A 25722-nucleotide genomic window follows, 5' to 3' on the forward strand; every position below is an offset into this window, starting at 1 on the left:
CGGAGGTGTTTTTTCTATGAAAAGAGTGGCATATTCAGTTGAAACAAAATATAAAGTAGTAGAAATGAAACTTAAAGGATATAGTACAAGAGAAATAATGGATGCTTTAAATATTAAAAATGAATCTCAAGTTAAAGTGTGGTGGAAATGGTATAGAAATGGGGAAACACATAGATTCAATCAACAAGTAGGTAAACAATATTCCTACGGAAAAGGAAATGAAGAATTGAGTACTGTTGAGACGCTAAAAATTGAATTAAAGCGCAAAGAAGTAGAAAATGAAATTTTAAAAAAGTACAAGGAATTGGAAAGGAAGTGGTCCCAGAGGTAGTTGTTGAATTAGTAAATGAATTGAAATCTAAATATACAGTGAAAGTCATTTTAGAAACTTTAGATATTCCAAAATCAAATTATTACAGATGGAAAAACAAAGATTTCAGTATATCTGAGGATGAACGAGAAATTATAGAACTATGTAAGAAACATCGTTTTACATATGGTTATAGAAAAATAACTGCCTTGTTAAATAGAAAAAATAATAAACCAATTAATCACAAAAAAGTACAAAGGATTATGCAAAAACATAATTTAAATTGTAAAGTACGAATGAAAAAATCGAAAAGACCAGGGAATGCATATTATAAAACACATAATCTATTAAATAGAAACTTCAAAGCAGAGAAACCTTTAGAAGTACTTTTAACAGATATCACTTATTTACCCTTCGGGAATACAATGTTGTATCTTTCATCTATCATGGATGCTTACAATGGTGAAATTGTGGCATATAAAATCGGTAATAAACAAAATCAAGAATTAGTAAATGAGACATTAAAACAACTTCAATTGGAACCAGGTACTATATTACATAGTGATCAAGGAAGTGTGTATACTTCTTATGAATACTATGCCCTATGTACAGAAAAAGGCATTACCAGAAGCATGTCCCGTAAGGGAACGCCAGCTGATAATGCCCCAATGGAATGTTTTCATGCCTCTCTAAAGTGTGAAACATTCTACTTAAACAGTGAGCTTAGAAGCTCTAATACCATTGTAATAGATATTGTCGAAAATTACATTGAAAACTATAATAAAGTTAGAATTCAACAAAAACTAGGCTACTTATCCCCTATAGAATATAGGAAATTAGCAGCCTAGAAAATAGTGTTTTTATTGAGCTCCCTTAGTAAGGGTGCAGTGCCGAATTTACCTGCACGTTGTTTTGTTCTGTCATATTTGTCTATTACACCTTTTACTTGTTCTTCAAAAGGATACTTGCTTATGCTAGGCTCATAATCTTTACTTGCTATTTCTTGATTAGATTTAACCATTTCAGCTAATAAAGCGATTTGTTGTTGTTGACCTTCAATCATTTTGAGTAATAAAGCTGTATCATCACTACCACTATTATTAGTCTTAGGTGTTTTCAATTGGTTAGGTCGTTTGTTTTTACCTTTTTGAATATCTTGTCCTGCTAATGCTAATAATTTCATAGCATCAGTTCGACGTTTAGGGTCTGTAGGGATAACATATTCAGGGAAACCACCTTCAGCAAGATTGTACATACCTTTTTGGTTGATAAGTCCACCAGTAGCATATGCACGATCTGCTGAACGTTTGAAAGCACCGTTAAATCCGTAATGTGGTGTATATTTTTTGTTGATGTAATTCAATACAGCTGTAGCTTGGTCTACAGGATTTTTATAGTTACCATGTCCTTTAGTTTTGTAAGCATCAAATGTTGTTTTAATCATCTGGAACATACCACGTGATGGATTACCTGCCATTGCGTTACTATCCCAATTGTTGATTGAGTTGACGTCATAATTACTTTCACGTTTTGCTAATCTCATCATTTGTTCTGTTACATAACCGGATTTAAACTTACCGCCCATGATATTTTGTGCGCTCTTAATAATACTTCGTGCTGCGCCACTGCCACTGCCGTGATTACCTCCACCACTTCCTTTTAGGAATTTAAGTGGGTCGATTGTATTACTATTAGAAATACTTGGCGTTGGCCCTTTCTCAACTTGGTAATGTACGTGTGGTCCCCATGTATAAGCGCCACTATTACCTGTTTCTGCGAACTTCTCACCTTTTTTAACAGGACCAGTTTTAAGAATTTTAGATAAGTGTAAGAAGTATTGTGCAAACTTACCGTTTACCAATCTTGCAACTAATCCACCACCATGGTCATGTTGTCTTGAAACCGTACCTTTTGTCGGTGCCTCTAATGGCGTTCCAATTGGTGTTGCATAGTCACGTCCCCAATGTCGTCCACCGTTGTATGGATATCCGGGTAATGGTTTGTTAGGACTGTAGCCAACCGTTTCTTTAAATTTCATAAATGAACTTCCGTCGCCACCGCCGCTATCTTCTAACCAACCACCGAATAAATCAGATACGCCGCCTTGTAATTTCTTGTATGCTGCTTTCATTAATCCGCCTAAAATATCACCTTTAGCAAAGTCGAAGTTAACTCCGAATTTAGACAATACTTTGTTTACTAATTTTCCGGGATTACTTGCCCAATCATATATATCTTTACCGAACGCGAAAGCCTCGCCTGCTTTATCGCCTGCGTAACTTAATGCCTCGCCCGTTTTCTTCTTGGCGTATTTTTTACCACCGTCAATTGTTGCTTTCGCGCCTGCTTTAACTTCTTTCTTTTTCTGCTTGGCTTTTGCTTTTCCACTTTCAACACCTAAACCAATTTTAACTAATCCGTCTGTGACCGTACCAAGTTTAAAACGTGGCAATGTTCCTGTACTAAATCTAGGCATAGGCGCTTGTTGTGCTTGTAACGCATTATATGTTGCCGTACCGTTATGCACTCTTGCATTTTTAGGTAACATGACTTCCGTATCTTTGCTAGGTGTCATTGCAAATTTACCGTTAGGGTATTCAATCATTTCATTTCTGAAACCACCTGGACCATTGCCACGACCTCTGTCGCCTACAATAGCGCGTGTTGGTTGTTTTAATCGTCCATCTGATGTTGTTTTAACTTGTCTGTTGATTGTTTGTGTATGTGTTGTACCTGTTGATAGTTTGAATTTCGGTAATTTATCCATACCAATTTTACCTGCTACCCAGTTAACACCTTCAATTAGTTTATTCAAACCTTTTTTAACAGAAGTAACCATACCGTTAATATGCGATTTAATTTTCCCTATAATACCTTTCAATCCGTCACGCATACCTCGGAAAGTTCCGCCAACTTTTTTCCAAATATTTGATGCAATGCCTGTTACGGAAGATGAAATTTCACGCCATTTATTGACCATACTATTTTTGACATTTGTGAATATCGTTCTAATTGATTTGTACATACCTGTGAATCTATTGCGTACATTATTCCACAAGTTTTGAGCCGTCTTAGTAATTGCGTTCTTTAAATTAGTCCAAAGATTACGAGCGAATTTAGATAAACTATTAAAAATAGATCGTGTAGATTTGTATAATCCATTAAATTTATTCTTGATATTTTTCCATAAATTACTCGCTGTTTTAGTAATCGCATTCTTTAAATTGTTCCAAACAGTTTTACTGAATTTAGATACATTGTTAAAAATAGATTTAACTGACTTATACAATCCGTTAAATTTAGATTTTACGTTCGTCCAAATACTTATTGCAAGTTTCACAATAGATTTTTTAATTGACGACCAAATAACCCGAATATATTTAGAAACACTACTAAATATTGCACGAATTGATCTATACAATTGATTGAATTTTAATCTCACTTGTTTATAAATATAGTTTACAGATGCAAAGAATATTGATTTAACAGTCGCCCACATTTTTGAGAAGTAGCCTTTTATGTTAGAACTAAACCCACGTATTAACGCTATTATTTGACCGACAAGTGACGTTCTAATAAATCCAACTACAATCTTAATTGCACCTCTGAAAATTTGCTTAATGCCCGACCACATTAATTTAAAATCTCCAGTGAATATAACTGAAAACACTTTAATAACACCGATAATAATATCGAGCGCACCAGAAATAATTTGTTTAATCCCTTGCCAACTATTTTTTACAATTATTTTTAAAGCAGGCATTATCCAATTGATAAATTGATAAACTTTCGTGAACACAACTTTTATAACTGTATAAATACTATTCACTACAGAAGTATTGTTGCCAACTGATTTTTTAAAACTGTTACTAATTTGAGCCCATGCTGTAGAAAGTTGGTTGGATACTTGAGTGCCAAATGCTTTTAACGCATTAAACGCAATAAAAAAGTTAGTCTTAACTGCGTTAGCAAAATTAGTCAATCCTACAACAACGTTAGGTGGTAAAATTTTAGATAATGTTATTACACCATCTTGACCATTTCCTTGAAATAATTGGAAGAAACCCTTCACAATAGTAGCGACATTACTAAATGTATTTTTAACGCTTTCTAAAGCCCTATTCACTGTATTTCTGAACGTTTCTGATTTCTTATACGCTAATACAAAACCTCCGACTAAGGCGGCGATTGCAAGACCCCACGGTCCTAATAGTAATCTAAAGGCACCGCGTAACACACCTAAAGCTTTACTCATAAAGCCTACTTTTCCACCAGAGGCTACTGCTGCACCTCCTAGTCCACCAAAAACAGTACGTGCTAAAGCGATTGGTGGTACTAATGCCATTAATCCACCTACAATTGCAGATAGAATACCAATGAACGCGCCTACTGCAGGGCTTGAGTTTACTATTTTAGAAATAAATCCAGTGATCGATGTTGTTACTCTCAACATTATTGCACCGATAGGCGCCATACCTTGTACTAATCCTACTAATATAGAACCAATATTTTTTAGTAATTGCCAAACTATCGGACCATTCGTATTTAAATAATCAATAAACGCTTTAAACTTATCAGAACTTGAAAGGCTTTGACCCCATTCTTTAAATGTTTTAGTAACGTTCTGCATGCCAATTAAAACGGTATGTGAATGACCACTAAACGCTTTAATTAATCCAATAATCCCACCGAATATATTGCCGAATATCGCACCTACAATAGGTAAATTCGTTTTCGTGTACTGTATGAATTTAGCAGTACTTGAATCTGTACTTGCACTGTTCGCCCATTTACTAAATTTAGTTGCTAAACTTTCAATACCTGTACCTACCCATGTAAATAACGGTGCGAACTGTACAAACATATGTGCTAGTCCGTCTGTTACTTTCATAATAGCGTTAACTAAATTTTGGAATATAGGTGGCGCAGTTGAATTAATAACAGTGAATACTTGATTAGCGTTCTTACTGTTTTGTACCCACTCAAACATTTTGAGTGTTGCTTTACTGATGATACCTGAAATACTATCTATCGCAGGTGTTAATCTTTGTAACGAAAGAATGGCTATTCTAATACCATTTGTTATCGTATTGAATATGTTTGCTTGGTTTCTGTCAGCTAATCCGTTCCATGTATTTTTAAGCGATTCTAAAGCACCTTGATACCTTGTAACTTCTCCAGTGATTTTAAGCGTTCCATCTTCTAAACGTTTCAATGAAGATGCAGCCATTCCAGCAAATATTGAAACACCACCGAGAGCCGTACCATATACGCCTGCTAGACCTATAGCGCCACCACCTGCAGCAACTGCAGCACCACCAATACCGGCAACGGCACTTGTAGCAGCACCAGCAACCGGAATAATTGTAGATATATTCTGAATAAGAATGCCGTTAATAACACCTTGTGCGACATATCCGACATTTCTGAAGCTATCGCCGATTTTATTGATCTTAGCATTAACAGCTTGCCAACGTTCATCAAATGATTTTATACCAAGTGACATTTTACCGAAGAATGTTTGTTGTCTATTCAATTCTTTTAATTCATCAGTTGTTTCATCAATACGATTTTGAAGTACGTTATAAGCAAGTGCTTGTTCGTATACTTCTTTTTCAGCTTTATCTAGTTTAGAAGGAAGTTCTCCTACTTCTCTATTTAGCTTTGCATAACTTCTTTCTGCACTGTCTGCTTGTTTCTTAGCTTCGGACATTGCAGTTTTAGCGCTTGCCATCGCTTCTTTATTCGCATTGCTGAAATTTTCTAACTCATTTTTTGCACTCGCAGTCGCTGCTTTAGATTCGTTTAAATCACGTGTTGCTCCATCTAGTGAAGTAGATAGCTTTTTATATTCTCTTTCTGCACGTCCTATTTCAAAAGTGAGGTCTGATATTTCTCCTGCATTTCCAGCAGTATCTTTTTCTAATTCTTTTAATTCATTACTTAAACTATCTAATGAACTTTTAGCATTTTTAGTTTTAGCACTTAATGCTGTTACCGTATTTTGCATTTGTTTTTGCGCATCTTGAGCAGACTTCACATTCGCTTTATGCTCTTTCAACACTTTGTTAATATCTTCATATTCATTAGTAAGACGTTCATGTTTCTGTTTCACTTTGTCTGCTTCAATACCTGCTTTTTTAAGCGATTCTGTCGTTTTATCTTGTGCGCCTTTTAACTTATCCAACTTTTCTTTTGATTTATCTACGGCTCTTGCTTGTTGTGTCATAGATTTATTCAAGCCATCTAATTGTGTCTCGAACTTATCAACTGATTTTTCAACTTTATTGAATGTAGATAAATTTGCTTTCATTTGTGCATCAGCTGTTTTTAACTTACGTTGAAGATTAGCCATGCCTCTGTCAACATCGGATGTATCTATTCCGAGATCAATTGTAAAGCCATCAATATGTTCTCCTGCCATGTAAATCCTCCTTTCTTAAATTTATTCAAATAAAAAAGTTTAACCAGTATTACGAGGGTCTGTACCTGTAATTGCACCAATTAAACTTTCGTTTGCTTTCACTGTTTTCACATTAGAATCTTTAGAAGGTGTTGAGTTCATGATTCTCAACAACTCATATATATCAGTATTATCTATATCAGGCATTTTCCAATCTGCTTCAAGTAAATTTTTATAAATTAAATCAATATATTCAGCTTGTTTTTCATATGTGAAATCTTCATCGGTTAAAGCAGAATCATCTATTTTTTCTTTCCCGATGTTTCATCAGTTCCAGCTACTTGTTCCATTAAGAACTCGACATATTTATCTCCGTCTACACCGTCTAGTAACTCGTCTTTAGTGAATTGTTTACCATATAAATCATTAACGATAAATTCTTCACATTGATCGAGTAGGTCGTCAAATTTATCTATTTCATCAACTTTCATGTCATTCGCTAATGCTGATACTTTCATTGTTAAATTAATACCTTTTCTTGCTTGACGACCTTTAATGTTTTCTCTATGGTATTTTTTCTCTTCGCCATTAATTTCTAAAGTAATTGATTTTGTCATGTTTATTTACCTCTTTCGATTTGTAGTTTTTTTAAATATGCGCATAAATAAAAAGAGGGCTTTATGCCCTCATGTTTTAAGCTTCTGGTACTGTTGGTACTACAGGCTCATCAATAATACCTGGATAAGGTTTACCGAAGATTGATTCGAACACTGTATCTCGTCCATCAGTTTCGCCCGCTTCATCATAAGTCATGATAACCGCTTCTTTTTCGTCGAATCCGTCGATATAGCGTTCCATAAACTGACCTTCAATCTCATCTTGACCAAATTCGACGTCATTTTCTTTTGTTTGTCCTTCTTTGTTAGGTTTAGTGAATACACCTTTAGCAAATCCAAACCATTCTTTTGAGCCGTCTTCCATTGTTCTCGCAAATGCAAGTGCAACATAAACGATTTTCTTACTTCCGACCATACCGTACACTTTTTGATTTGTTGCATGTTTTGTTAAGCCTAGAATCTTTTCTTGTACTGATACAGGTAATTTGTGGAACGTTAAGTTTAACGTAGGTTCTCCACCAGATTTAGCAACCTCTGCCGTTTTGTTAGAACCATAACCACGCGTTAATTCTTCCCCAACTTCAAATGACATTTCTTTTAAGTAATCAATCATGTCGATATCACTTAGTGTTACCGCACTTCCTGATTCACTTTGTAATACCGAGTACCATACTTCACTTAACCCAGTGTTAGCATTATATTTTCCCATTCTTTATTCCTCCTAATTTTTATATAAAAAATAGCCTTACGTTTCTCACGTAAAGCTACAAATTTTGTAAGCCCTCAATTGTGTAAGGCATACCTAAATATCTTCTTGCATCTAAATATCTTTTTACTGTGTGATCATAATCATCTAGTCCACCACGTTGTTGCCTAAAGGCAATCGTGAACATTGTTTTTCTAATTTCTTCAGATAGCATTTTAGCTTGTTTTTCACTATCTGTACGAACGTCTATTTGATATAGGTATTCTGTTGTTAAGTTCTTATCGCTTGCGTATGTTGTAGGTTGAGGTGGCATTAAAGGGCTAATTAGGATGTAAGGTCCTTTTGTATCAGAGGTTTCATCATAATGGTATGCTCTTATTCGACCTGTACAATGCGTAGCAATTACTTCATTTTCTAATAAATGCGTCTTAATGATATTAATCATGTCTAACATTACAAGTCTCCTCTCAAGCTTTCTCTGATAATATCTTTGTAAGGTTCTTCTGTCCTATACATCGTTCGAGCGATAGCCCCTCTACCTCTTGGATTGGTATTTTTGACACTTCCGTACTCATTAATATGAATAATAGATTGTCTACTTTTAGAACCGCTCCAATATACTTTTATGATACGAACTTGACCATGTATGAAGTAAGGTTCAGTTGTGGTCATTTCGTCAATTGTTGCCCCCGTATCTCTGAAAACTTCAAATTCTTCTTTCATCACACTGGTAAAATATTGAGCACCACGTCTCAATGCTCTATCTTGAGCTTTCAACATTTTAGTTTCACCGTATTTAGCCCTTATCTTTTCAAGCATTGAGCGTGTGCCTTTTATTTCTGCACTCATTCAGAATATTCTCCAATAATTTTTATATTTCTATGATTATCGGTATCGTCTTCTAAAGTGTGAATGTTGAATAGTTTCCTTTTATAACGAGGTAAATCGATTTCGAATTTCATATCATCTGTTATCTCTAAACCTACTGGGTAGTATGTGACCATTGTGACGACTGCTTTGTTATCTGTCATGTTCATATCTTTTTGTGAAGGTGGATATACATTCGCAAAACATTGGTAATAGGTTTCACTGACCGATTCACCAGGCATAAAATCGTCACTCGGTTTTACGACATAAAAAATAACAGGTGTTCTCATTTGACCGCCTGTTACAAATTTCCTATTATATTGTGCCATCTTCTATCACTTCCATATTCGTTAATTGGAATTGAACTATATCAGATAAAAAGTTGTCATAAAAGTCTTCTAAACAGTCATTAAATTCATATCTCGTACGTTCATACACAAGTTCTCTACCTTTAAAGCTTTCGTTAATGTTAAACACTCCACACTTGTCTTGAATATCTTGATAAGAGAACTCGAGGTCTCTTTTTAACCTCGCGTCCTCCATATCATAAAATATTCTGTTACGTGATTTAAATTCTTGAACATGTTCTTGTTCTACCATTTAGATAACTTCTTTTCTTTAGGTTCTTCAACACGTTCAACAAAAGGACCATCATGAGATTTTAAAGCTTCGTTGATTTCGTCAGCACGTTTTACTGTGATGTCGATTTCTTCTCCAGCTTTAACAATCTTATTAAGTTTTTTATCTTTGTATTCTTTTAGAACTTTAAATTTAGCCATTTGAGTTCCTCCTTATTATGCTTCTGGTGTAGATACAGGCGCACCATGTGATGAGAAGTCTACATCATATACAAATGATGTTTTGTTATCATCAGGCTCTGCGTATAAGAACTGTTTCGCAGTATATAAATCCATATCTTCTAATGCTAACGTTTGGTCAAACGTACGTACGATAACCTCACTGCCTGCGTAGAAATTGTAACGTGATTTGTCATAAGCAACAGCTTTACCAGCAGGGACAAATTCAGATTGTTCGAATGTTACATTGAATGGAATTGGGCTTACAAATGCACCATTGTGTACTTGCATAAACGCAACGCCTGTATAGATATAATCTACTGGATTTAATGCGATAACGACGTTGTTAATCACATTAGCACCTTTAGATGTTTTAACATTACCGTCTTTGTCGTAATACTCTTTAGTTGATAAGTTACTAATAATCTTACCAATTTCTTTTATAGCCGTTTCAGGTGTTGCTAATGTTAAGTTACCTGCAACAACTTTATCAGCAACTGCACCATTTGTACGATTAATTTCTTTCATTAATCCAACAGGTTGATATTGTGCTTTACCTAAACCTTGTATAGCTGTTTTTTCAATTGCTACTGCAAACGCCTCTTTGATTTGTGCGCGTACAAAACGGTCAACCCATTGTACACCAGCATCTTTTAAGTCTTTAGGAACAACTACAAATGCTGTAGCTTTACCAAGTGAAATGTCTTGTTCGTAGAATGTTGCTTCTAATTGTCCGCGAATTTCTCCGAAGATTTTTCCCCACACTACTTGACCTTCTGTATTCGAACGAATAACACGTGTTTTTAATCCAGAACGTTGAATGTTGATGTGTTTTAATAATGGGTGGTCTGCTTCAATATCTTCAAAGATACGGTCAACAACTGTTTCAGGTAATAACTCTCCATCTTTCCAGTTTGTATCTGTGTTAACGTGGTCTTCAGAAACTAAAGCATTGTAGAATTTCTTTTCATCTGAAGTTAACGCGTTCACACTACGTTTATTCAATACTGCTACGTCACCTTGTTCTTGTCTGATTTCTTCTTTTAACGCTTTTGTTAAATCTTCTGTATAAGCACTCATGTATTTTGAGTACGCTTTTACAACGTCCTCTTGTTTTGCTTCTGGATTTAATTCAGCGAATTCTTTTAATAACTCCTGTGAGTTTTGAAACTTTTGTTTTTCTAATACATCGTTAATTGCCATAATTATTTGTCATCCTCTCTTGATAAATTAAAAAGCCTAGCAAAACTGTTAACAGGAACTTCCTGCGTTTTAGTTTCGTCAGACTTTTCTTCTTTTTCTTCTTTAGTTTTAGTGTTTTCTTTAATCTCTTTGACGTCTGACTGAATTGCTTTCAATATTGCCATAACATCGTCAACTGTTACTTCTTCGGTTTCTTTAGGTGTTTCAACCACATCATTATTTAATTCAGGCATATTTTTAAATTGAGCCTCCATTTCTTTTGAAATTTTTGCAGATGCTTTATTGGCATGCGTTACTTCATCAACTAATCCTAATTCAAGTGCTTCATCACTACTCAACCATGTTTCTTTAGCCATCATATCTTTTAGAAGCGCATGCTCAATTTTAGGGTTCTTCTGTAAGTAGCTGTTAAACACCGTTTCATTAATTTTTTCTAAGTCATCTGCAAACTTTCTCATTTCATTGTGTGACCCTACAAAAGGTGACCATACTTCATGTATCATCATCATTGAGTTCTTAGCCATTTTTACATGGTCTGCGGATATAGCAATCACTGATGCGATACTTGCTGCTACACCACTGATATTTACAGTAACTCTAGCTGAATGACTCGATATCTGATTCGCTATTGCGATACCACTAAATACCGAACCACCTGGAGAATTTAAGTTTATTTCAATTTCTTCTACATCTCCGAAACTGTTTAAAGCATCTCTAAATGAAATTGCGCTTGTTTGTGAGTTGGATATTTGGTCGTCAACTATCTCTCCGAAAATATCCATTTTAGCTTTTTTATCCGATTGTTTAGTGGCATTAAAAAAACCTTTACTGCGGTCTATCTTCATTATTCTCACCACCTTTCAATGAACTTTCACTCACTTCTTTTACAGATTGTAAGTTTTTAGTAATGACACGTTTATCCGCATCCTCATCATCACTAGGTGGGTAGCCGAACATATCCAACACTTGATTTGCAGTGAATACTGAACTCGCTATTAATTTATCTATCGCTTCTGCTTTTTGAATCGGATCATATGCATCTATAGATATAGCTTTAATTCGTTTACCTTCTCTATAGTCTTTTTCGCTGAAACATTTAGCGTTTAATTCGTCCACGATATTTTCTAAAATTGGCATAATACAGAACTTCATATAGTTATCAGTCATAGCTTCAATGTCTGCTACAGAACCATCTATGAGTGGGAATGGTATACCTAAGCTAGAAGCTACATATTTCAAAAGTTGGTTTGGTACTTTTGTTAAATCTTCAATCTGTGATGTGCTTTTACTTTGCGACTGCGTTGTATGTTCTTTATACTCGTATCCTTTTTGTACAGGTACAATTGCAATATCGTTTTGTTCAAACGCTTCATAAGATTTATTAATAAAATTTTGCATGTTTTGTTGTGTTTGAGCGTTTACATTACCATCAAATGAAAGTGTCGCTCTTATTTGGTTACTCATTAAATTGTATTTAACAATTCTTGCAAATATATTTCCATAATCAGTAAACAATCCATCTAATAAACTTGAAATAGATTCATTTGAATACGTTATATAAATGACTTCACTCATTTTAAAATTGCGTTCAAACTCAAAATCTTTTACTTTCACATGTTTAAATATATCATCGTATAATGCGTATTCTTCTCTTTCAAAATCATCTGCAATGATTAAATCTTTTGTGTCTGTCACAACAATCAAAACCTCATTATCAAAAATAAGTTTTCTGATTGCACGTTGCCAAAATGTAGATGCTGATTCATCAGTGTTAGGTCTAACATTTAATTTGTAGTAAGTGACTGACGTCTCATCTTTCACACCTTTATCTATTACTTCAAACTTTGTTTGACTAATCGTTCTAGCAATATGATTTATACATGTGTTCAACGCCCATTTTTTTATGTACGCTTTATGAGAAGTGTCTCTTAACAAATCTAAATCATAGCTAAATTCGATTGCTTCATTTTTTCCCATGATTCTTTCAAAAATTGAAATTTTAATCACCTCTTTCATTATTAAAATGCAATTTCGTTCATAATAAATGGTTGGTCATAATCTAATAACTCATCCGCACGATATAATGCATGTAGCATTGCGTGAAATCCATCTGTCTTTCTGTAGATTTCATCTTTTTTGATATACTGTTTAGATCCGTCAGGCATCATCTTAACTGCTACGTTATTAGTGAACCATCTCATTAATGGATTATCGCCAAATATAATTTGTTTTTTAGCGAACATTGTATCTATTCTTGGTGCTAATAGTCCATGTAGTGCTTTTGGATTTCTTAATACCTCTAATTCAACACCCACCTCATCAAAAGCATGTCTTACAATATCAGTACGATAGTTATCTGCTATAACTTTAACTAAATTGTAGTCTTTTGACATTTCAATAAACCAATCAATGATGAACTTAATTTCTATAACTTCTGTATCTACAATTGTTAATAATCCGTCTTTTGCCCATTCTTCAATTGGTGGGTCCAAATTAGTAGTGTCTAAAAACCCTTTCCTAATAAACGAATGTGTTTTCCATATATATTCTTCGCCATCTCTAAAAAGTAGTCCTACACTTGCAAAGTCTTTTACGAATGCGTAGTCTAAACCACCTATACACACTTTTTCTTTTAAATCCGGCATAGGTCTATTTGTTGCTTTGATTTCTTCATATGGTGCTACTACGCTTTCTGGGTCTTGTTCTGGTAGATTCATTCGTTTAGTTACAAATTCAGCTCTGTTAGATCTATTGAAAGGTAAGTCCTCATATTCTTCTCTTACTGTGCTTAATAATGTTTTTGCATAATCTGAAAGAGGTTTATGAAACATAGGATTAGCTTTTTCCCACATTGTTTCATCGTCCTTTTCTTTTAAATCATCCAATTTGCAGTAGAAAGGAAACATGCGACTGTTCTTATATTCTCCGGATAAAATAGCTTTAATTTTATCTTTCATCGAATCCATGTACCCTTCTCTCAAATGACCGTCTGTACTTATGTAAAATGTACGACGATTAAGTTTTTTACCTAATCCACCACGCTTTACGTTAACCATACCGGGACCCTCAAAATAATGAATTTCATCAAAAATAACACACCCCTCACGCCCACCATCTTTGGTCTTTGTGTTTGATGTGTTGTATTTAATAATGGAACCTGTATCTCTATTTTGAATTTCTGTTTTACTCACAATGTATTGTCCGTTTGGCGTTTTAGCTGATTTGTTTCTTTTACTTTTTGTTATCGTTTTATAGATTTCATTGAATGATGTTTTAGCTTGTTCTTCACTGTTTGCAACAATAGATATATCGTAGTCTTCAACACCATGCAAAGGTGTAGATAAAAAATCACTTATCGCGCTTATGAGTCCGTTTTTTCCTCCGCCTCGTCCCATAAAAATAACTATTTCAGTAAAGTAAGCTTGTTTCAGTTCTTTGTCTATCATAAAAACAAAAGCTATAATAAATCTTTGAAAAGGTTCAGTTGGAAAGTACCATCTTTCAATAAATTTAATACAGTTCTCGATTGTCTTTTCATCGAAATAAACATCATCCCTTGTCAAAATATGGTTTTCAAGATAATGGATTAAATCAATTCTTTCTTGATTTAGTACAATTTCTCCTTTTCTCCACATCTCGATATATTCAGATACATACTTTTGATTGATCATACATAATCATCGGAGGGTTTATCTAATTCTATTTCGTTTTTTCCAAATCCAAATGATTTTTCTAGTGCAAGAAGTGAACCATTAATCTTATTCTTTTCTGCTACTGCCGGATTTGCTTTTAAAAATGTTTGAGTAGCATTTACGGTTTCAACCATCGTGCCATGTTCTTTGATGTTTTCATCTAACTTGTAAAATATTAAAAGTAAATTGATGTACCGCTCCACTTTTTCAAGTTGAACTGGATTGTCTTTTTCTATTTTTGTAAGTAAATATTCTTTTAGAACCCTAACATTCTTCATATTCATACCCCCTTAACGTATATTTTTTTGAATATTATTGTAGACTCGACCCCCTCGCCGTTCCCTTTATATCAAAATTTTAGTTGATTTGTTTTAGGGTGGGGGCTAGTCCCATCTTTCGTCAGTCCATCTTTTTTTATTTATTTTCTTTTGGTATCTATTATGTTTCTTGTTATGACACCAAATGCATAATGTTTGTAAGTTGTCTAAGTCATATCTTAATTCTGGGTGTGTTTCAAGTTCTTTTATATGGTCAACATCTAAGGTTTTATGTTTATCAAATCTATTCAAAGTGACCTTACCTTCTTTACGACAATTCACACACTCGTAATTATCCCTTTTCAATACTCTTAATCTTATCATTCTCCATTGTTTACTTTTATAAAAGGCTTTTCTGTTTTTAATATCGTTGTAATCAGTATTCATTTAACCTGTTGCCTCCTGCATATCATAGATACATTACAACCATAATGGATCACATACCTCTCAGCTTGAGTAAGCAAAACAAAAGGACCATACTCTATTGAGTACAGTCCGTTGATTAATTATAGATATGAGATTAGTTGTCTATCGTAAAGGATGTGATTAATTGATATCTATAATCTTTCTACACTACCATAATAACACCTTGACACACCTCAAAAGTCTCATGATAGTCTCATTACTAATGTTCTATGCCTAACTCATCTGCTAACTTAATGATGATACCTTTCTTTATTCTAAAGAAGTGACTACGACTAATGTGTAACTTATCTACAATTCCATCTACTGTTAATAGTCTAGGTTTCTTAAAGTAATATAGATTCATGAGTTGCTGTTCTAATAGATTCCCTTCTTCAAATACCTTCTCTATAGCTATTGTTACACGCTCGAGATGTTCTATACGTTTATCATTAACCAACCTTGTAGCGGTCATTTCTGTTGTACTTACATTACTATTACTTCGACCTCCACCAATGTTCTCATCTTGAGGCTTCCAAGGAGTTCTAACCTCTTCCCTTAATTCTTTCATACGCTTACGTGTATGATCATAATTACATAACTCTTCTTCTAAGTATTTAATCGTACTGTTTCGCATATACTGTTAGTCCTCCTTGTTGTTATTGAACCATCTATTGACTAATTCTTTTTGTTTGTCTGTTAATGGTTTAATTGGTATCTTATATTCATTCTCTATTAAACTCCTCATTATATTCCTAGCTATCAGTTCGTCATTCGTTTGTGCTAAATCCTTATTTAATTTAAGTAGCCACATTGAGTTAATGGCTAATAAGATTGATATGATGACCCAGATTGTTGTCATACGACTCACTCCTTTAACCTCTTATCTATGTTTACATCCCAATATATTCTATTGATATATTCAAACGCAGCAGGTATGCCACTAAAGTTATGACTTGTTTCTAAATGGATTTGGTTAAGTCGTTCAGCTTCGAACTTGTAATACCATAATTGAACATGTACGAATTCAACATTATAATCATTATTTAATGGATACAACTCAATATCAACTTTATAATCTACAGTTAAAAACATCTCATCATTTCTATCTATTTTTATATTAACGCCAGACTCTCTAATCAACTCTTGCAACTTTATCCATTTATCTTTTGCGATTGTTTTTTCATAAGTTAGCGATTTTCTTATCAAACTTTTATTGAATGTTTTCATTAATTAATTCGTCTCCTTTTTATTCTTGTAACACTTTTAACACTTTATAACACTTATTCAAAAAAAGCGTAACACCTTTCGTTCTTACTGCCCCAATGGATATACTACTTCTGTTACACTATTACACTTTTATTATTAAGTTAATATAAATAGTAAAGTAGTATATATATAAAGAAATTTCGTGAAAAAGTGTAGAAGTGTATCAAGATTCTTGTAACCTTATTGCCCCAACGGTTACAGCTGTAACACTTTTGTTTAAAAACTGTTAAAAAGTGTTACACAAACTGTTACAACTGATTTTTTTAACTATTAATATAAAGCTAAACCATGAAAATCATAGAATGTAATAGTACTTTCTTTAGCGTAAAACCTTGTAGTCTTGCCTTCGTTATCTGGTGAACGTTTAACTTTGGTTTCGTATCCTAACCTTCTCATTTCTTGCGTGAACTTCGTCTTACTGACTGTTGCGTGTTTGTTACGTTCAGACCATTGTACATATATGTTAAATGCTTTTTCTGTTGGTCGTCCTTCTACTACTGGTATTTCTCTATATTTGTCATCCTGCGCTTCTTCAATGAATTGCATGAATGGATCATTCTCATATTTATACTTCTCAACTAATTCTTTTGATACGTTTGGCATATGAATGTAAGTGTCATCTATGATTTGTTTGAGTCCAGTTAATGCCTTGTTTAATAATGCTGATAAGTTCTTAGGTTGTTTCAATCTGTGTATAAGTGTTGGGTCAATCTTGTGGTGACCGTCACCGAATTTACGTAACATAGGTATGATAACCATACGTCTATAAAAACCGTCCGTTCTGTCGTTTGTTTGTGGTAATGCGTTACCTGCAAATAATAACTTAACGTATGGACTAAAGTTAAAGTCATCTTGACCTTTGCGTTCTGCGTTGATGTCATCACCTGTAACGATTGATTTATAGTTCCCTGTTTCTGTGATGTAGCTTGCATCAATATCATCTGCTATATTAACTAATTGACCTTGTAGCGATGCTGGTTTGAATCGTGACTGAATATCTTTGAATGATAATGCTGTTGTGTTTTCACTACCATAAAAATGATGTAGTAGTTTAAATAGCGTTGACTTACCATTACCACCTGGTGAATAGAAGAAGAATGCTTTTTGTAAAAAGTTTTCTCTATATAATCCGTAACCAATAAGTTGAACAATTAATTTTTGTATATCCTTGTCATCATTCGATATGTTAGCGATAAAATTATCAACGTCATAACTCTTGATGTTTGGATCATAATCAACGTTTATAATATTTGTGATGTGAATATCTGGACTAAATGGTTCTAATTGTCCTTTGAACAAATCGTATATACCATTTTTAACGCCAATATATTGTGGTGGTGCGTGTTGTACTATTTTTTGCGAACATAGTGCATATAATTTGTAGTACACTTCTTTATTCTGTGACTCTTTAAGCGATGGTATATATTTAAGTGTTAAGTTACGTATGGTGTTAACGTCTAGTGGCTCGTACTTCTTACCTGTAAATATATGTGGTTTGCCATCTAACAGTACACCGTTGTGTTTTTCTTGTAGATATTGTGCAAATTCAAAGTGTAAGAATACGCCTTTAGAACTAAAGAACATACTTTGATGTGGTGATTGATTTTCTTCTATAACTTTTTTGATGTCATCTGGTAATTCCATATTGACTTGTTCACTCCTTCCTATTTAGATCTATGATGTTTTTTAAATATTGATTGAAACGTTTTATCGAATGCTCCTTCGTCTTGCAATGGTGGTGTGTTTGAGTAGTCCCAATGTTTAAGTAGTCCATATATAACAGTTGGATTAACATTTTTAGATAGTAAGTGACCTAATAATTTTGTCATACCGTTATTTCTACCTGGTCCTTCTGATTGATTAAGTCCACTTAGTATGACTAACCAATCTTCATCTGATGTTGCTGCTTTGATTTCGTTATCTGTATCTCGTTTTTTAAAGTGTTCACCCATTTTAACTGCCGACTCATAAGGTAATATAGGTGCATCTTGGTAATAGAACTCGAAATATTGTCCATCATCTGCAACTGTTGGTAATGCCATAGCTTGTGATGGTATTTCTGATTGTTCATCATATCCATGTAACTTCAAAGCGTACTGAAACGCTCGTACAACACCACCATATAATTCTGGAGTAATTGGTTGACTGATTGGTATTAAGAGTCTGTAACGCTGATTATTTGGTGCATTATTATGTGATGAGTAAATACCATATGAGAACTTTACAACATCAGATACATGTTGGTTAAAATCTACATCAAGTGGCAGTTCGTCATAATCTATTGCGATGATAGAACGATCAATGACATTATCGTTTTTACGACGGTAGTTATCATTATTTTTTATTTGACCATACACACCAGTTCCTCTTGCATATTTCCTAGTGTGTAATGCTGGTTTAGATAATGCGTGTAATAGTTCAGACCATTTCAAGTTGTAAGTGTTGATATAAGTTGTGGCATCTGGTGATTTATAAAGTGTCATAGATACTTGTGTATCGTGTTGCAAAGTAATCATTGTTATTAAACTCTCCTTTTAATTTATTGTGACGTGTTCCTTCTATAATAATTATTCCTTAACTGCATTTATCACTAACGCAATGACTATAACTGCGAATAGTATTAATCCGAATGTCAATGTCTACCAACTCCGCTGAACCACGTTTCAGCTTCTTTATATTGATCTGATTCATAATCTATTGGTGCATCAACTGTGTCTTGCACAGTAGCGTATTTATATGAATGCTTAATGTATACGATTAATGTGAGCGTACTTAGTAATAGTGTGATTAATAGTTTCATTGTTAGTCCTCCTTAAATAAAAACTCTATAACTTCTTGTTCGGTTTGAAAAGTTGTTATAGTTGGTGGTGTGAATGGTCTAGTTGATGGCATCGATATCTTATAGTCGCTATTTTTGATGATTTCTATTTCAGCTATATCACTCAAAGGGATTGTTATTGTCCCTTCTCCTTTTGTGTCGGACTCTATAGTAAAATGTATTTGTTTTTCCATTAATTTGCTAATTAGTGTTGGTTTCATTGTGTATCCTCCTTAAATGAAGAAAGTGGTATAGGACATCTATCGTTCATAATATCCTCAAGTAAATATTGCGCATCATGTTGGGTTATATATCCTTCATTGTGCAAATCATATATACAGTCATGGATAACTCCGAAGTTAAAATTTTTGATATTATTATTTAATTTATTTACTATTTCTTCTAGTCTGTTCATAACTTATTCCTCCTCTAGTAAGTGTGGGTGTGTGAATTTGTTACCTATGATTTCAGCATCTCTAAGCGATAGTATTTGGTGTAATGAATAAAGTCCTCTATCATAACCATATCCATGCATATCATCTTCGATTCCAAACATTCCATTTTTGAAAATCACTTTAGCTATTGCCCCTTCATCACCTAAAACAAACACTTTTAATATATCCCCTTCAAATATCTCTGCACCGTTCTTGTCGAATAATCCTGTTGATTGTAGGAGTTCGAAATCTTCAATGCTAAACATCGTTCCTTTCGAAAAAATTCCAGTTACTTTACCATATTTATCTAATTCTAATACTTCAGGTGTAAACATATCTTCTGCGACTTTATCCCAAACTCTAAACTTCGGTAACATCTAATCACTTCCTATTCAATATTTCTCGTATCTTATCTAAAATATCTGGGTGACTTTCGCCACCCTTATCCTCATAGATCTTCGGTTTTGATGAACGTCCCATCTTTACTCATAACTCCTGTTCTATCTTTGATTTCTCCGTACGCTTGTTCTAAGCACTCATATAATGTCATATCGTTTTGTTATGCCACAATATAACCAATGTAACGATAACGTCCCCTATACCGTCTCTAAGTTCGTCTATATCATTCCTACAAAGTGCTGCTGCAATTTCACCTTGTTCTTCAATCGTCTTAGTAAATTGTGTGAAACTATTACCCTTATCTAACCCTTTATCTATTGACCATTGTTCTATTTGTTTGATTAAGTTGTTCATGTTACTTTTTTCTTCTTTTTTAATGTTATACATTAATGTATTCACAAGTAATTTGTTATAAGTTTTTAAATCTATAGTTACAGTGTTAGTCATTTATTTTTCCTCCCTATTCATATCATCTAGTAAATTGCTAAATTCATGTGTGCCGTCTAGTTTATCCATTTTCTTACCGATTTCTTCTAGTTTCTGAGCAATGGCAAATTCATAACTACCTGCATAATATTTTTGAATGTTAACTGCACCTGGATATTCTTTTAATATTTCTTCTTTTAGCGTCTGCCACGCATCTTTGTAATTCACTTTAGCCATTCTAATCAGCCTCCAATTCATCTGTATTAATGCCAATATCATCTAACATATGCTGATACGGAATATATCTATCGCTAGCATTGATATCTAATTTATTTTTGATTAATCTAGCGAATACTTTTAACACTCTGCGATAGTTTGATACATCTTTGATAAGCGAGTCACGCTCACGCTTATACTTAATACTTTCTGCGACTGCTTCTTTTAATCCAGCAGTTAATTTATGATGCGCTGTTTTGTATAGATCGAGTTGTTTCTCTAACTCTGCGATTGATTCTCGTGTGTGTTTGATTGTGACCATACTTAACACTTCTTATATTCATCATCTAATTTTGCACCGTTCTCAATTTGTTTCATGACTTCTCTGAATATTTCTTTGCCGAATGAATCGGTCATATTATCTATATGCAAATCTCCAGTGTTATTCTTATTCAAGTTATGGTTAGCTACTTTTAATTCGTCTAAAATCGTACTCATTCAATTAATCTCCTTTAAATCGAATAATGTTATCTGTCCATCTTCAATTGGTTCGTCATCATGTTCTACAACATAATCCTTATGTGTATATCCATGAAATACAATAATCTTATTGTTCTCGTCTGCTATATGGAATATATCGACTGTGTCTTTACCAACTGACCACTCTGTAATGTAGCCAACATTTTTAACGCCTACTTCATATGTGTAGTAATTGTCATAAATTTTGGTTATCATTTCGCCCAACTTCCACAACACTCGTTAAATAACCGTTGAGCATAATCACCAAATTCTGATGTTTGAGGGTACTTCTCTAACCATGGTTTTTGCTTTTTATAACGCACTCTATAACGAACACGTCTTTGTTCTTCTTCGAAAACCATTACTTTTTCTAAAGTACCTAAATGATTTCCTGTATACTTTAAGTCATTACTTTTTAATTTATTTTTTTCGAGTTCCTCATTAGAAGGAAATGCATGTACTGCTTCATCAATAGTCCAACCACCTAATATTCTTGATCTATAAATAATCTTTGGTATGTTATTATTTTCTGCAATAGTTATGTTATCTTCATGAAATGGTTGCTTATACTTAACAGTTAAATTCGTCATCTGATATCTATCTCCTCTAATTCATATTCGCCAATTTTATAATCTTGAGTATCTGTAAAATCTAATGGATTAGCTTTCATTCTTATATCTAATTGATTTCTTATATCTTCTTCGTCGTGTGCTTCAATATAATAAGTCTTTCTATATGTCATAGGTGTTTCAGTCACAACTTTGTATGCTTTCATTGGATCACTCCTTAATTAACCTCATTTTTGATATAAAGATAGCGCTAGACTTATAAATTGCTAGCGCTTGTATTAAACTCAGAAAGGTAATTCGTTCGTATCTATATCAATTGGTCCATCAGCATTTGCGAACGGGTTACTGTTGTTACTTGACGAAGTGGCACCGCCTTGTTTTGCTTTTAATGCTTTTTCTTCATCACTTATTGCGTATTCTTCATCCCATTGGTCTGCTTTGCCTTTGTCGTATTTAGCAGTGTATTTCAATTTATTTTTATACTTTTCGCTGTAATCGTTATACTCTCTTTGAATGTCAACAAATATTGGTTTACCTACTAGATCATTCGTATCAAATGTGAAATTTTCTTTTTTAACTGGTAGACCAGCGTTTTTTGTAAAGTTATAAAACCAGTTCTTAACCCAATCTTGTTCAAAATCTGCTAATTGGTAATGTGTAAATTCTCTGCCATTCGCATCTACAAATGTGATAATTAATTGTGGGTGTCCGTTTTTTGTTTCTTTTGCTTCGATGTTTTTAATTTTTACTGTGTGCTTTCCTGCTGGTAAGAAGTTTCCTTGTTCTTTTGCGTTTGAGAAATCAATTGTCATTTTCATAATTTATATACCGTCCTTTTAATTTTTAGTTTTTTTGTGTAATGCTTAGTTTCCATTTCTAATTGCATCTACTAATGTGCTTAACGTTGCATTTTCAAATCTTTTATTTGTGATCGTCACGTTTGGTGAATGTCTAACTTTCGTTTCAAATAAGTCTGATGGTTCAACTGAAAAGATATATTTAAAATGTTTTTTGCCGTCCTTTTCTGCTACATCAATTACTGTTCTTGCTAGCACATCCGATTGGCTCACGACTGCTTTTTTAATTTGTTCCTGTGCTTCAATCGTTACAGTAGGATTAAGTATTGCACCTTCTGTATCTTTATCTTTATTCATCGCTTCATGACCTGTTACGGCAAAGTGGAATTTATGTGCTTGTTGTAACTTACCAATCAATCTATACATGCCAACTATTCTTGTAGCTGCCTCGCCCCAGTCTGTAAATGTCGGTTTTTTAGATTTACCTTCCATAATGTCTTCCATTGTGATATCACGTAATTTTTGAAGCGTTTCGATGACCACTATATCTATTTGCTTACCTTGTTCACGTAACGCTTCTAATATTTGCGGTAAACTCGTAATAACATATTCCAAGTGTTTGTAATTCTTAATCTCTACTACTGCTCCATCTTCTGTTACTGTCGTACCATCTTCGTTTATATCTAATATTAGTGCGTTGTTTTCTCTCGTTAATGTTGTTGTCTTGCCAGTACCAAATCGACCATATACAACGAACTTGTAATACTTATCACTGTTACGTTTCGATATATCTTGTATGCGTAACTTACTTAAAATGTCACTCATGTGAAACCTCCTCATATTCAACTTGCTCTGTTACTGTTTTTCTGATTGCGATATGATCATTCATATCTATTTTTGAATTATCTAAACCATCAAACTCTCTTGCTCTACCAAAGTTAGTTGAGTAACTGATGTCTGGTGCATTTTCAGATGGCTTGTTAGTTACATATGCTTTCAATAATTTGTGTTTAATAATATAAGTGGTTATTTGTTTCATTTACTCCACCTCATTTACATACTCACTGAACAATTCATCAGTGAAATCTTTTTTATTTTTTAGTGCTTGGTAAACTTTCATATCAACTGTGCCTTTAACTTTTAATTCATATACTGTCAAACGGTTTTTCATACCTACACGTTGCGCTCTACCTAGTGCTTGCGTGTAATCTTGATAACTGTACGTTGGTGTATATATGACACATAATGAGTTGTACTGTAATTCAATCCCTGCACCACCCGCTTGATACTGAACAATGGTTACACTGTTTTGTAACTTATCCCATTCATTTTTAGGAGCTAATACCTTTCGTTGACCACTTACTTCATATATGGTTTTGCATAACTTCTCTGCTAACTTAACCATTTCGTCTTTTTCTTTCGTGAAGTGGTAGAAAATCAGTACATTCTCTTTTGTGCCATCAAGTAACATTTCAAGCCAACTTAACTTTGCTTGTTGGTTACCGTAGTATCTTAGTGCTGCTTGTAATTTAGGTTGCGTATCATATTGAATGATTGTTTGTGTATCTATATCAATTAACGCTCTATCTTTTAATATCTTCTTGTATTCCGTTGACTTAGGTAACTTGATTTCCTCAAACTGTATTGCTGGTAGATCGTGAAAGTAATCTGTGTCACGACTTACACTAAAAGAATCGAACCATTGTTTTAAAGTACGTTCATTGATGTAACCAGTAATCACTGGATATTGTTTGCCATCTTTTCGTTTCTTCATTTCTTTGATAGCAAAGTCACGTTCAAATTGCGTTTTGTTTTTAACGTAATCATTGATGATGAAGTAATTAATACAATCACCCCAACCATTACTTGCTGGTGTAGCTGATAACATGCACCAACCTGTACTTACATCAATTAACTTACGAGCAAATTTACCTTGATTGCTTGTGGGGTTTTTAATACCTTGACACTCGTCAAATATCACGTAATAGTCTTGATATTGTTTCCACACGTCTTTTTGTCTTAACTTGCCGTAACTTAACATTTCGTAAGGTATATCAATGTTGTATCTCGTATTCACAAAATCAATTTCATGTGACCAACCACCTTCTAATATTTTCGCTGGTGGTGCGACAATCAATAACTTTTCTCCTTCATTCCATTTCAAGAAATGGTGCAGTGACATTAAGGTTTTGCCACTAGATGTCCCTAAAGCCATCAATGTGTTCTTGGGTGATTCTTTGAGTACTTCCACTTGCGTAGGCTTGAGGATTAGGTTTGTAGATACCATGCTTACTAAGTCCTTGTTTAACTTCATCGAGTGACTTTGCGACAATCCCAACTCCTCCAGACATATTTATTTTTATTAAATTGATAATTTGATTAGTGCTTAATTCACCTTGACCATCTGGTCGCTTAACTTCGATTGCTACGAAGTGACCAAAATAATTGCATAGGATATCTGGTATACCAGACTTCTGAAATTGACTACCACCATGTATCTTATAAACCACTGTGTGATAAGGTGGTCCATCTACTCCGTTGTACGACTCCAACCATTTGATGATTGATTGTTCTACTTTCTTCTCTGGTCCCATTAGAAAACAACTTTCATAGTTATTGGGTGAGTAAAACGTTCTGGTTCATTGAAAAATGCAATGTTCATTTTATTTTTCAATGTTTGTAATCCTTCTATATCGAGAATGACTTGTCCACGTTCAGTGCCTTGTGTGAAATCTATTGAGTACTTCAACGTCATATCACCGTAGTAGTTTTCAATTTTGTAATCGAAGGTATAACCATTCAAATGCAAGAACTGAAAAACTTCTTTGTTAATACGATTCAATATATTCAATGGATGTGTATTATGCATACTTGTCATCCTTTCAAATTTGTTGTATATTATTGGTATATAATATTTTTAATTTCATTACTCCTTCTGTCTGCCAACAGTAGGAGTTTTTT

General features: G+C 33.8%; 37 protein-coding genes and 1 pseudogene. 1 reads left to right on the forward strand and 37 read right to left on the reverse strand.

The genetic code is table 11. The features are described 5' to 3' along the window. Nucleotides 1–16 precede the first annotated feature (16 nt). A protein-coding gene (locus PYW35_RS08570) for an IS3 family transposase (protein WP_204107834.1) occupies nucleotides 17–1158 on the forward strand; the annotation gives its coding sequence in 2 pieces (ribosomal slippage) (nucleotides 17–287 and nucleotides 287–1158; 1143 coding nt in all). Here PYW35_RS08570 and PYW35_RS08575 read toward each other — a convergent pair. From PYW35_RS08575 to PYW35_RS08755, 37 genes and pseudogenes are all read right to left on the reverse strand, one after another. After that, entirely contained in the window at nucleotides 1155–6734 is a 5580-nt protein-coding gene (locus tag PYW35_RS08575; protein ID WP_103322862.1) for a peptidoglycan DD-metalloendopeptidase family protein, read from the reverse strand. The two genes, PYW35_RS08570 and PYW35_RS08575, sit on opposite strands and share 4 nt — an antisense overlap. A gap of 39 nt (nucleotides 6735–6773) precedes the next feature. After that, nucleotides 6774–6920, reverse strand: coding sequence for a hypothetical protein (locus PYW35_RS08580; protein ID WP_169925688.1), 147 nt, complete (start codon nucleotides 6918–6920; stop codon nucleotides 6774–6776). Nucleotides 6921–7015: 95 nt separating this feature from the next. Next, nucleotides 7016–7330: a phage tail assembly chaperone G gene (gpG, locus tag PYW35_RS08585; RefSeq protein ID WP_103322861.1), complete on the reverse strand. Its 315-nt coding sequence runs from the start codon at nucleotides 7328–7330 to the stop codon at nucleotides 7016–7018. 76 nt (nucleotides 7331–7406) lie between these two features. Continuing rightward, nucleotides 7407–8039, reverse strand: coding sequence for a major tail protein (locus tag PYW35_RS08590; protein WP_103322860.1), 633 nt, complete (start codon nucleotides 8037–8039; stop codon nucleotides 7407–7409). Nucleotides 8040–8094: 55 nt separating this feature from the next. Further along, entirely contained in the window at nucleotides 8095–8490 is a 396-nt protein-coding gene (locus PYW35_RS08595) for a hypothetical protein (protein WP_103322859.1), read from the reverse strand. Next, nucleotides 8490–8885: a hypothetical protein gene (locus PYW35_RS08600; RefSeq protein ID WP_103322858.1), complete on the reverse strand. Its 396-nt coding sequence runs from the start codon at nucleotides 8883–8885 to the stop codon at nucleotides 8490–8492. Before PYW35_RS08600 ends, PYW35_RS08595 begins: the two co-directional genes overlap by 1 nt. Beyond that, nucleotides 8882–9232 (reverse strand): phage head-tail adapter protein, encoded by a 351-nt coding sequence (locus PYW35_RS08605; RefSeq protein ID WP_103322857.1) that lies wholly within the window; start codon nucleotides 9230–9232, stop codon nucleotides 8882–8884. The genes PYW35_RS08600 and PYW35_RS08605 overlap by 4 nt, the downstream gene beginning before the upstream one ends. Further along, nucleotides 9219–9503, reverse strand: coding sequence for a hypothetical protein (locus tag PYW35_RS08610; protein WP_103322856.1), 285 nt, complete (start codon nucleotides 9501–9503; stop codon nucleotides 9219–9221). The genes PYW35_RS08605 and PYW35_RS08610 overlap by 14 nt, the downstream gene beginning before the upstream one ends. After that, entirely contained in the window at nucleotides 9497–9682 is a 186-nt protein-coding gene (locus PYW35_RS08615) for a hypothetical protein (protein ID WP_103322855.1), read from the reverse strand. The genes PYW35_RS08610 and PYW35_RS08615 overlap by 7 nt, the downstream gene beginning before the upstream one ends. Nucleotides 9683–9697: 15 nt before the next feature. Next, complete coding sequence (locus PYW35_RS08620; protein WP_103322854.1) at nucleotides 9698–10903, reverse strand: phage major capsid protein; 1206 nt, start codon at nucleotides 10901–10903, stop codon at nucleotides 9698–9700. Nucleotides 10904–10905: 2 nt separating this feature from the next. Then, nucleotides 10906–11748, reverse strand: a complete 843-nt coding sequence (locus PYW35_RS08625; protein ID WP_103322853.1) for a head maturation protease, ClpP-related — start codon at nucleotides 11746–11748, stop codon at nucleotides 10906–10908. After that, nucleotides 11729–12880 carry a phage portal protein gene (locus tag PYW35_RS08630; protein ID WP_239102415.1) on the reverse strand — a complete coding sequence of 384 codons (1152 nt, stop codon included), beginning with the start codon at nucleotides 12878–12880 and terminating at the stop codon, nucleotides 11729–11731. Before PYW35_RS08630 ends, PYW35_RS08625 begins: the two co-directional genes overlap by 20 nt. Nucleotides 12881–12921: 41 nt before the next feature. Beyond that, the gene (locus PYW35_RS08635; protein ID WP_103322851.1) at nucleotides 12922–14574 is read right to left on the reverse strand and encodes a terminase TerL endonuclease subunit; all 1653 of its coding nucleotides are present in this window, start codon (nucleotides 14572–14574) and stop codon (nucleotides 12922–12924) included. After that, on the reverse strand, nucleotides 14571–14873 hold the full coding sequence (locus PYW35_RS08640; protein WP_103322850.1) for a P27 family phage terminase small subunit: 303 nt from the start codon (nucleotides 14871–14873) through the stop codon (nucleotides 14571–14573). Before PYW35_RS08640 ends, PYW35_RS08635 begins: the two co-directional genes overlap by 4 nt. Before the next feature lie 105 nt (nucleotides 14874–14978). Then, entirely contained in the window at nucleotides 14979–15299 is a 321-nt protein-coding gene (locus PYW35_RS08645; protein ID WP_103322849.1) for an HNH endonuclease, read from the reverse strand. A gap of 238 nt (nucleotides 15300–15537) precedes the next feature. Continuing rightward, nucleotides 15538–15951: a DUF722 domain-containing protein gene (locus PYW35_RS08650; RefSeq protein WP_103322848.1), complete on the reverse strand. Its 414-nt coding sequence runs from the start codon at nucleotides 15949–15951 to the stop codon at nucleotides 15538–15540. A 6-nt stretch (nucleotides 15952–15957) separates the two neighbouring features. Continuing rightward, nucleotides 15958–16176, reverse strand: a complete 219-nt coding sequence (locus PYW35_RS08655; RefSeq protein WP_103322847.1) for a hypothetical protein — start codon at nucleotides 16174–16176, stop codon at nucleotides 15958–15960. A gap of 5 nt (nucleotides 16177–16181) precedes the next feature. After that, complete coding sequence (locus PYW35_RS08660; protein ID WP_103322846.1) at nucleotides 16182–16544, reverse strand: hypothetical protein; 363 nt, start codon at nucleotides 16542–16544, stop codon at nucleotides 16182–16184. Between the two features lie 309 nt (nucleotides 16545–16853). Further along, the gene (locus tag PYW35_RS08665) at nucleotides 16854–18227 is read right to left on the reverse strand and encodes a DNA primase family protein (RefSeq protein WP_239102417.1); all 1374 of its coding nucleotides are present in this window, start codon (nucleotides 18225–18227) and stop codon (nucleotides 16854–16856) included. Between the two features lie 20 nt (nucleotides 18228–18247). After that, complete coding sequence (locus tag PYW35_RS08670; RefSeq protein ID WP_103322251.1) at nucleotides 18248–19099, reverse strand: primase alpha helix C-terminal domain-containing protein; 852 nt, start codon at nucleotides 19097–19099, stop codon at nucleotides 18248–18250. Nucleotides 19100–19215: 116 nt separating this feature from the next. Continuing rightward, nucleotides 19216–19383 (reverse strand): hypothetical protein, encoded by a 168-nt coding sequence (locus tag PYW35_RS08675; protein ID WP_169925671.1) that lies wholly within the window; start codon nucleotides 19381–19383, stop codon nucleotides 19216–19218. A gap of 2 nt (nucleotides 19384–19385) precedes the next feature. Continuing rightward, complete coding sequence (locus PYW35_RS08680) at nucleotides 19386–19622, reverse strand: hypothetical protein (RefSeq protein WP_103322252.1); 237 nt, start codon at nucleotides 19620–19622, stop codon at nucleotides 19386–19388. Beyond that, the gene (locus tag PYW35_RS08685) at nucleotides 19619–19816 is read right to left on the reverse strand and encodes a hypothetical protein (protein ID WP_103322253.1); all 198 of its coding nucleotides are present in this window, start codon (nucleotides 19814–19816) and stop codon (nucleotides 19619–19621) included. Before PYW35_RS08685 ends, PYW35_RS08680 begins: the two co-directional genes overlap by 4 nt. A 3-nt stretch (nucleotides 19817–19819) precedes the next feature. Then, the gene (locus PYW35_RS08690; RefSeq protein ID WP_103322254.1) at nucleotides 19820–20212 is read right to left on the reverse strand and encodes a YopX family protein; all 393 of its coding nucleotides are present in this window, start codon (nucleotides 20210–20212) and stop codon (nucleotides 19820–19822) included. A gap of 71 nt (nucleotides 20213–20283) precedes the next feature. Further along, nucleotides 20284–20588: pseudogene (locus PYW35_RS08695) on the reverse strand (MazG-like family protein). Between the two features lie 93 nt (nucleotides 20589–20681). Then, nucleotides 20682–20897 carry a hypothetical protein gene (locus tag PYW35_RS08700; RefSeq protein ID WP_103322255.1) on the reverse strand — a complete coding sequence of 72 codons (216 nt, stop codon included), beginning with the start codon at nucleotides 20895–20897 and terminating at the stop codon, nucleotides 20682–20684. Between the two features lies 1 nt (nucleotide 20898). After that, on the reverse strand, nucleotides 20899–21198 hold the full coding sequence (locus tag PYW35_RS08705) for a hypothetical protein (protein WP_103322256.1): 300 nt from the start codon (nucleotides 21196–21198) through the stop codon (nucleotides 20899–20901). 2 nt (nucleotides 21199–21200) lie between these two features. Next, the gene (locus PYW35_RS08710; RefSeq protein WP_169925672.1) at nucleotides 21201–21374 is read right to left on the reverse strand and encodes a hypothetical protein; all 174 of its coding nucleotides are present in this window, start codon (nucleotides 21372–21374) and stop codon (nucleotides 21201–21203) included. Then, nucleotides 21375–21611: a hypothetical protein gene (locus PYW35_RS08715; RefSeq protein ID WP_103322257.1), complete on the reverse strand. Its 237-nt coding sequence runs from the start codon at nucleotides 21609–21611 to the stop codon at nucleotides 21375–21377. It abuts the gene before it with no gap. Further along, entirely contained in the window at nucleotides 21608–21985 is a 378-nt protein-coding gene (locus PYW35_RS08720) for an SA1788 family PVL leukocidin-associated protein (RefSeq protein WP_103322258.1), read from the reverse strand. The genes PYW35_RS08715 and PYW35_RS08720 overlap by 4 nt, the downstream gene beginning before the upstream one ends. Beyond that, nucleotides 21982–22170, reverse strand: coding sequence for a hypothetical protein (locus PYW35_RS08725; protein ID WP_103322259.1), 189 nt, complete (start codon nucleotides 22168–22170; stop codon nucleotides 21982–21984). Before PYW35_RS08725 ends, PYW35_RS08720 begins: the two co-directional genes overlap by 4 nt. Nucleotides 22171–22248: 78 nt before the next feature. Continuing rightward, entirely contained in the window at nucleotides 22249–22782 is a 534-nt protein-coding gene (locus PYW35_RS08730) for a DUF669 domain-containing protein (protein ID WP_103322260.1), read from the reverse strand. A gap of 45 nt (nucleotides 22783–22827) precedes the next feature. Then, nucleotides 22828–23586: an ATP-binding protein gene (locus PYW35_RS08735; RefSeq protein WP_226908862.1), complete on the reverse strand. Its 759-nt coding sequence runs from the start codon at nucleotides 23584–23586 to the stop codon at nucleotides 22828–22830. After that, nucleotides 23579–23800 (reverse strand): DUF2483 family protein, encoded by a 222-nt coding sequence (locus PYW35_RS08740; RefSeq protein ID WP_103322262.1) that lies wholly within the window; start codon nucleotides 23798–23800, stop codon nucleotides 23579–23581. The genes PYW35_RS08735 and PYW35_RS08740 overlap by 8 nt, the downstream gene beginning before the upstream one ends. Next, complete coding sequence (locus PYW35_RS08745; protein WP_240594795.1) at nucleotides 23801–24898, reverse strand: helicase-related protein; 1098 nt, start codon at nucleotides 24896–24898, stop codon at nucleotides 23801–23803. Between the two features lie 58 nt (nucleotides 24899–24956). After that, nucleotides 24957–25355 carry a VRR-NUC domain-containing protein gene (locus tag PYW35_RS08750; protein ID WP_204107835.1) on the reverse strand — a complete coding sequence of 133 codons (399 nt, stop codon included), beginning with the start codon at nucleotides 25353–25355 and terminating at the stop codon, nucleotides 24957–24959. Then, nucleotides 25355–25630 (reverse strand): hypothetical protein, encoded by a 276-nt coding sequence (locus PYW35_RS08755; RefSeq protein WP_103322264.1) that lies wholly within the window; start codon nucleotides 25628–25630, stop codon nucleotides 25355–25357. The genes PYW35_RS08750 and PYW35_RS08755 overlap by 1 nt, the downstream gene beginning before the upstream one ends. Between the last annotated feature and the right edge of the window lie 92 nt (nucleotides 25631–25722).

This window comes from Mammaliicoccus vitulinus (assembly GCF_029024305.1).
Taxonomy (GTDB): domain Bacteria; phylum Bacillota; class Bacilli; order Staphylococcales; family Staphylococcaceae; genus Mammaliicoccus; species Mammaliicoccus vitulinus.